The organism is Dietzia sp. UBA5065 (genome assembly GCA_002415925.1).
Classification (GTDB): domain Bacteria; phylum Actinomycetota; class Actinomycetes; order Mycobacteriales; family Mycobacteriaceae; genus Dietzia.
Window position 1 is genome coordinate 49,568 of sequence record DIAZ01000083.1, and the last position, 5,978, is coordinate 55,545.

At 66.3% G+C, this 5,978-nt stretch carries 8 protein-coding genes; 7 read left to right on the forward strand and 1 reads right to left on the reverse strand.

All coding sequences use genetic code 11. The features are described 5' to 3' along the window. Positions 1 to 1,031: DnaA ATPase domain-containing protein (locus B4M60_RS06325; protein ID WP_291081350.1), on the reverse strand; the 1,031-nt coding region annotated here is incomplete at its 3' end. Positions 1,032 to 1,563: 532 nt separating this feature from the next. Between B4M60_RS06325 and rpmH the strand changes: the two genes are divergently transcribed. The 7 genes from rpmH to B4M60_RS06360 form a co-directional block, all read left to right on the forward strand. Beyond that, positions 1,564 to 1,707, forward strand: a complete 144-nt coding sequence (gene rpmH, locus B4M60_RS06330) for a 50S ribosomal protein L34 (RefSeq protein WP_179524010.1) — start codon at positions 1,564 to 1,566, stop codon at positions 1,705 to 1,707. 18 nt (positions 1,708 to 1,725) lie between these two features. After that, positions 1,726 to 2,091, forward strand: a complete 366-nt coding sequence (gene rnpA / locus B4M60_RS06335) for a ribonuclease P protein component (protein ID WP_291081354.1) — start codon at positions 1,726 to 1,728, stop codon at positions 2,089 to 2,091. A 41-nt stretch (positions 2,092 to 2,132) separates the two neighbouring features. Beyond that, positions 2,133 to 2,387 carry a membrane protein insertion efficiency factor YidD gene (gene yidD / locus B4M60_RS06340; RefSeq protein ID WP_291081366.1) on the forward strand — a complete coding sequence of 85 codons (255 nt, stop codon included), beginning with the start codon at positions 2,133 to 2,135 and terminating at the stop codon, positions 2,385 to 2,387. 12 nt (positions 2,388 to 2,399) lie between these two features. Further along, positions 2,400 to 3,587, forward strand: coding sequence for a membrane protein insertase YidC (yidC, locus tag B4M60_RS06345; RefSeq protein WP_291081356.1), 1,188 nt, complete (start codon positions 2,400 to 2,402; stop codon positions 3,585 to 3,587). A 130-nt stretch (positions 3,588 to 3,717) separates the two neighbouring features. Continuing rightward, complete coding sequence (locus tag B4M60_RS06350) at positions 3,718 to 4,206, forward strand: protein jag (protein ID WP_291081358.1); 489 nt, start codon at positions 3,718 to 3,720, stop codon at positions 4,204 to 4,206. Between the two features lie 167 nt (positions 4,207 to 4,373). Then, complete coding sequence (rsmG, locus tag B4M60_RS06355) at positions 4,374 to 5,132, forward strand: 16S rRNA (guanine(527)-N(7))-methyltransferase RsmG (RefSeq protein ID WP_291081360.1); 759 nt, start codon at positions 4,374 to 4,376, stop codon at positions 5,130 to 5,132. Positions 5,133 to 5,241: 109 nt separating this feature from the next. Beyond that, positions 5,242 to 5,978: ParA family protein (locus B4M60_RS06360; RefSeq protein WP_291081362.1), on the forward strand; the 737-nt coding region annotated here is incomplete at its 3' end.

The window sequence follows — 5,978 nt, forward strand, 5'->3', positions numbered from 1 at the left end:
ACGTACTTCTCGGACTTCGCCTTCTTGTCGATGATCGCGATGCGTGTCTCGAGCTCGGGAGGCTGGATGTCCGTGATCAGACCCCACTCGAACCTGGTTCGCAGGCGATCCTCCAGCGGTTGGAGCTGTTTGGGTGGTCGATCGGAGGAGATGACGATCTGCTTCTGGGCGTTGTGGATCGTGTTGAACGTGTGGAAGAACTCCTCCTGGACCTGCTCCTTGCCGATCAGGAACTGGATGTCGTCCACCAGGAGGATGTCCGCTTCGCGGTACCGCTTCTTGAACATGTTCTGCCGGCCGTCACGGACGGAGTTGATGAAGTCGTTCGTGAACTCCTCGGTGGAGACGTATTTGACCTTCTGGTCGGCGTACATCCGTAGGGAGTAGTGGCCGATCGCGTGGAGCAGGTGGGTCTTGCCGAGACCGGACTCGCCCCAGATGAACAACGGGTTGTAGGCACGGGCCGGCGCCTCGGCCACGGCCAGGGCCGCAGCCCTGGCGAAGCGGTTGGAGTTGCCCTGGACGAACGCGCTGAACGTGTACCGCTCGTTGAGGCCGGGAGCGGTGGCGGCGGACAGTGCCTCATCGAGGTCGCTCCCGTGCAGCAGCCGCTCCGCGGCGATCTGCTCCTCGGTCATCCGGGTGGGCCTCGACGTGGCCGGCGGCGTCTGTTCGGTGTCGGGTCGGTGGATCTCATCCACGTCGATCGGTGGGCTGTCATCGTCGTCACCTGCGCGGGCCTGACTGGTGGCCAACGACGTGTCGACCTTGACGGCCAGGTCCACGGGCTCGCCGAGCTGTGAACTCAACGCGCGGGTGATGGGACCTCGGAGGACCGACTCGATGTTGTCGCGGGCGATCGTGGACGGCGCGGCCAGCATCGCGAATCCGTTCACCACGGCGATCGGCTGGACCAGTCGCAGCCACGCCTGTTGCTGACGGGACAACACGGGGTTGTCGTCGCTGGCCAGGGCGGGATCGGTCAGCTTGTCGAGGACCGCACTCCACACGTGTTCGAGTTCAGGAGACACTGTGGGTGGTCTCCTCTCGTCTGCATGTGATGAACAGCGGTTGACGGGGTCGTCGACCGAGCCGGGCACCACACTCTATCCACAGGCTCGACAGCAGGTCCACTGAGGTATCCACATGGTTGTCCACAGCTGTGGACGGGAGACTCCTCCCGTGGTCTCGGGCGAGGTCGCCGACGGCGAGGGTGTGACGTGGTGCGGTTCGGGATCACATTAGGCGACCCTGCTCGGGCGTACTGATGAACGACCGTAACAACCCGGTGAACTCGTGAGCAACCCTCAAGATCAACTGGAGGGCACAAGTCAAGCATCCGGGTCTCCGGCGTGTCGCGCCGGCCTGGGATGTGGTGCTCATGAGGTGAATGTGATTACGCAGTTTGGTGGCCGCCGCATCGGGCGCGTAATCTTGAACAGTCTGTCACGCGCCCGTGAGGCGTGTGGCGCGTCGTGGTGTCGCCCGTCGGTGGTGCCAGGGACGACATCAGGTACTCGATAGGGCGCTCCAGCGGCGCCGACTTCACGTGAGGAGCCAACCATGGCCAAGGGCAAGCGGACTTACCAGCCGAACAACCGTCGTCGTGCCAAGGTGCACGGTTTCCGTCTCCGGATGCGCACGCGCGCCGGCCGCGGGATCGTCGGCGCTCGTCGCCGCAAGGGCCGCGCGTCGCTGACGGCCTGACCCGGGCCGGGGTGGCGGATGCTTCCCAGGTCCCACCGTCTCCACCGATCCGCTGACTTCGCGGAGGTGGTGCGTCGGGGTGCCAGGAAGGGTCGCCGCACCATGGTGGTACACGCCCACGTGGACTCCTCGGATGTCCGCGTGGGCGGTCCGCGTTTCGGGCTGGTCGTGAGCAAGGCCGTCGGGGATTCGGTGACTCGTCACCGCGTCAGCCGGCGGCTTCGCCATATCGCGGCGGAGCTGCTCGGGGAGACGGAGACCGACCTCCTGGTGGTGATCCGCGCGAATCCCGCCGCGGTGCGGGCGACCCCGGAGGAACTGTCGGCGGACCTGCGCACGGGTCTGTCGTCGGCCGCCGCGCGAGCCCGGCGGTCGACGACATGAGCACGGAGCGCCCGGGTCCCGTGGCCAGGGTCTTCTTGTGGATGCTGGACTTCTACCAGAAGGGCATCTCACCGCTGACGCCACCGAGTTGCCGATTCGAACCCACCTGCAGTGCGTACGCGGTGGAAGCCGTCCGCGTCCACGGGGCCTGGCACGGCTTCTGGCTCGCGCTGTGGCGGCTGCTGCGATGTGGGCCGTGGACGCCGGGCGGCTGGGATCCGGTCCCCGAGCCACGAGCCCCCGACCCGCCGGGCGAACAGCCACACGAGCATCCCGACCCTCCCGAACGAAGCTAGGACCCATCACCGATGTCGTTCATCACCAACCCTCTGGTCTACTACCCGATCTCCGGGATCCTCTGGTTCTGGCACAAGATCCTCGGGTTCCTCGGCGGACTGCTGCCGTGGGTGGACGCCCCGGACTCCAACGGGGTCATCTGGGCGTTGTCCGTGATCTTCCTCGTGATCACCCTGCGCATCCTGCTGTTCTGGCCGGCCGCCAAACAGATCCGCTTCTCCCGCAAGATGCAGGAGATGCAGCCGCGGATGAAGGAGCTGCAGAAGCGCTACAAGAACGACCGCGAGAAGCTGGCCGTCGAGACGCGCAAGCTGCAGAAGTCGGAGGGGTTCAACCCGCTCCTGGGCTGCCTTCCGATGTTCATCCAGATCCCGGTCTTCCTCGGTCTGTTCCATGTGCTCCGCTCGTTCAACCGGATGGGAGAGCAGTTCGGCGCGCTCGGCATGACCGCCGAGGAGACGAGGAATACCGGCAACTACGTCTTCAACGCCGGTGATGTGCAGAGCTTCCTCGACGCGCGTCTGTTCGGAGCACCGCTCTCGTCGTTCATCTCCCAGCCGGTCGAGCAGTTCCAGGCGTTCGTGGAGCCCGGCGCGATGCTGGACTTCGAGCGGTGGAACATCATCGTGGTGGCGATCCCGTTGATGATCGTCTCGGCGGTCACCACGCACCTGAACGCGCGGATCTCCCTGTCCCGCCAGTCCCCCGAGGCCGCGGCTAACCCGCAGGCCAAGATCATGAACCAGCTGATGCTGTGGGCGTTCCCGATCGGCATCCTGGTCACCGGTGCGTTCTGGCCGATGGCGATCCTCGTCTACATGGTCACCAACAACCTGTGGACCCTCGGTCAGCAGTACTACCTGTTCGAGAAGATGGCCAAGGAGGACGACGCCGCCGCCCTGAAACGTCGGGAGGAGCAGAAGTCCCTCGCGCCGAAGGTCGGGGTCAAGCCGACCAATCAGAAGAAGGCGCGGGGCGCCGCGTCGGAGAACGCGGCGACGAGCGCCCTGATCGTGGAGGGGGCGGCCGTTCCGGTCGACGACGACGAGGTCCCCGCCACGACCGGGTCCGAACCCGCCCCCACTCCGGGGGCGGCCCCGCGTCCGGGCCAACGTCCGCAGCAGCCGGGACGCAATCGCACGCGGCCTGCGCCCAAGGGAGGCGGAGGCGGCGGCAAGGGCAAGAAGAAGAAACGCTGACCCCTCGAGGGGTGTGACGCGGACAAGGTCCCCGATGCTTCGGCATCGGGGACCTTGTCCCATACTTGGGGGAAGTGTTTCGCCGGCCCGGACGGGCCAGGCGGTCGGCGGTGATGACGGAGGCAGATCCATGTCGAAGAAGAACATCGAGGTGTCCGAGGAGCGTCTGGTGGAGGAGGGCGAGGTGGCCGGTGACTACCTCGAGCAGCTGCTGGACATCCTGGACTTCGACGGGGATATCGATCTCGACGTGGAGGGAGATCGCGCGATCGTCAGTATCGACGGCGGAGAAGATCTGGATTGTCTGGTCGGTTCTGATGGTGCCGTCCTGGACGCGATCCAGGAGTTGACCCGTCTGGCCGTGCAGCAGGAGCTGGGTGACCGGAGCAGGCTGATGCTGGACATCTCGGGATGGCGTGCCGCCAAGCGGGAGGCACTCACCGATTCCGGCCGCGTCGTGGCACAGCGCGTTCTCGAGTCGGGCGAGCCGGAGGAGATGGAACCCATGACGCCGTTCGAGAGGAAGATCATCCACGATGCGATCGCGGAGATCGACGGGGTGTCCTCGGATTCGACCGGGGTCGAGCCCCGGCGGCGGGTGGTGGTCCTCCCCGGGTAGGAGCGATGGCCGGTCTCACACGGCATGAGCCCGAGAGGTTGGTGGGGGTGGGATCGCGGAGCCCGAGCCGGTGCCGCATCCCCGCTCGATAATGACAGCAGTGTGATTCGCGGATGTTTCACGTGAAACACCGTCGCGAAATCTGGTCGTGAAGGGACGGAAACTCCATGGACGAGCACCCCAGGTCCGAAGCGTCACGTGACATCGAACAACCGGGCGAGGCGGATCCGTCCGTTCCGGTGGACGCTGCCCCACCGACGCCCGCCGGTGCGGCCGAGGTCTTCGGTAGCCGCCTCCATCTTGCCGAGCGCTATGTGGAGATCCTGGCGTCGGCCGGTCTCGAGCGCGGTCTCATGGGTCCGCGCGAGCGACCACGGTTGTGGGACCGTCACGTCCTCAACAGTTCGGCCGCCGCGGCCCACCTCGCCCAGGGAGAGACCGTCGTCGATATCGGGAGCGGGGCCGGCCTGCCCGGGATACCCCTGGCCCTGGCGAGGCCGGACCTGCGGATCACGTTGGTCGAACCCCTGCTGCGGCGGGTGACGTTCCTCGAGGAGGTCGTGGATGAACTCGGGATCGAGGTGACGATCGTCCGTGGGCGCGCCGAGGAGAAGGCGGTCGTGGCGAGGGTCGGTGAGGCCGACGTGGTGACGTCGCGGGCCGTGGCTCCGCTGTCGAGGCTGGCCGGCTGGTCCGCTCCCCTGCTGCGCGATGGCGGCCGGATGGTGGCGCTCAAGGGGTCGTCATCGGCGGAGGAACTCCTGCGGGATCGGGCTGCGGTGCAGAGGGCGGGCTTCGGGGATCTCCGCGTCGAGGTGGTGTCCGCGCCCGATGCGGAGGAGACGAGGCTGGTGATCGGCACACTCGCGGCTAGGATGGGTAACCGTGGATCGCGTTCTCCCGGCGGGGGAAAGCGCCGTAGGTGAAGCGCTCCGCGTCCCGGCCGGGACGTGTCTGTTTCACGTGAAACACTGGATCCGGCCGCATCAGGCATGACGTGCCGAGGCGCTCCTCGGGAAAGTCGAAAGGTGATGGATGTCCGACGACGAGACCCCGATCTTCGCCGCTGCACGACAGGCGAACGAGGTCCTGCACGGTGGAGCCCCGGCGCTGCCCCGACCGGAGAAGCCGCGGATCATCACGATCGCCAACCAGAAGGGCGGGGTCGGCAAGACCACCTCGACGGTGAACCTGGCAGCCGCGTTGGCGCTCGGTGGACTCGGCGTTCTGGTGATCGACATGGATCCACAGGGCAACGCGAGTACGGCACTGGGGGTCGATCATCGCGAGGGGACTCCGTCGAGCTATGAGTTGCTCATGTGGGAGCAGGCCCTCGAGGACCTGATGCAGAAGAGTCCCCACGCCGATCGGTTGTTCTGCATCCCCGCCACCATCGACCTCGCCGGCTCGGAGATCGAGCTGGTGGGCCTGGACCACAGGGAACGCAGACTCGCCGAGGTGCTGGTCCCAGACGATCTCCAGTCGCTCGGCATCGACTACGTCCTGATCGACTGCCCGCCGTCTCTGGGACTGCTGACCGTCAATGCGATGGTGGCGGCCCGTGAGGTGCTCATCCCCATCCAGTGCGAGTACTACGCGCTGGAGGGTGTCGGGCAGCTACTGCGCAACGTCGAGCTGATCCAACAGCATCTCAACCGATCGCTGGTGATCTCCACCATCATGCTGACGATGTACGACGGGCGTACCAAGCTCGCGGAGCAGGTGGCGGGCGAGGTCCGGAAGCACTTCGGCGAGACCGTCCTGAGGACGGT

Bases quoted from the DNA above. Each gene is read 5' to 3' on its own strand.
- rpmH (WP_179524010.1), top strand. From the start codon at position 1,564: ATGGCCAAGGGCAAGCGGACTTACCAGCCGAACAACCGTCGTCGTGCC.
- rnpA (WP_291081354.1), top strand. From the start codon at position 1,726: ATGCTTCCCAGGTCCCACCGTCTCCACCGATCCGCTGACTTCGCGGAG.
- yidD (WP_291081366.1), top strand. From the start codon at position 2,133: ATGCTGGACTTCTACCAGAAGGGCATCTCACCGCTGACGCCACCGAGT.
- yidC (WP_291081356.1), top strand. From the start codon at position 2,400: ATGTCGTTCATCACCAACCCTCTGGTCTACTACCCGATCTCCGGGATC.
- B4M60_RS06350 (WP_291081358.1), top strand. From the start codon at position 3,718: ATGTCGAAGAAGAACATCGAGGTGTCCGAGGAGCGTCTGGTGGAGGAG.
- rsmG (WP_291081360.1), top strand. From the start codon at position 4,374: ATGGACGAGCACCCCAGGTCCGAAGCGTCACGTGACATCGAACAACCG.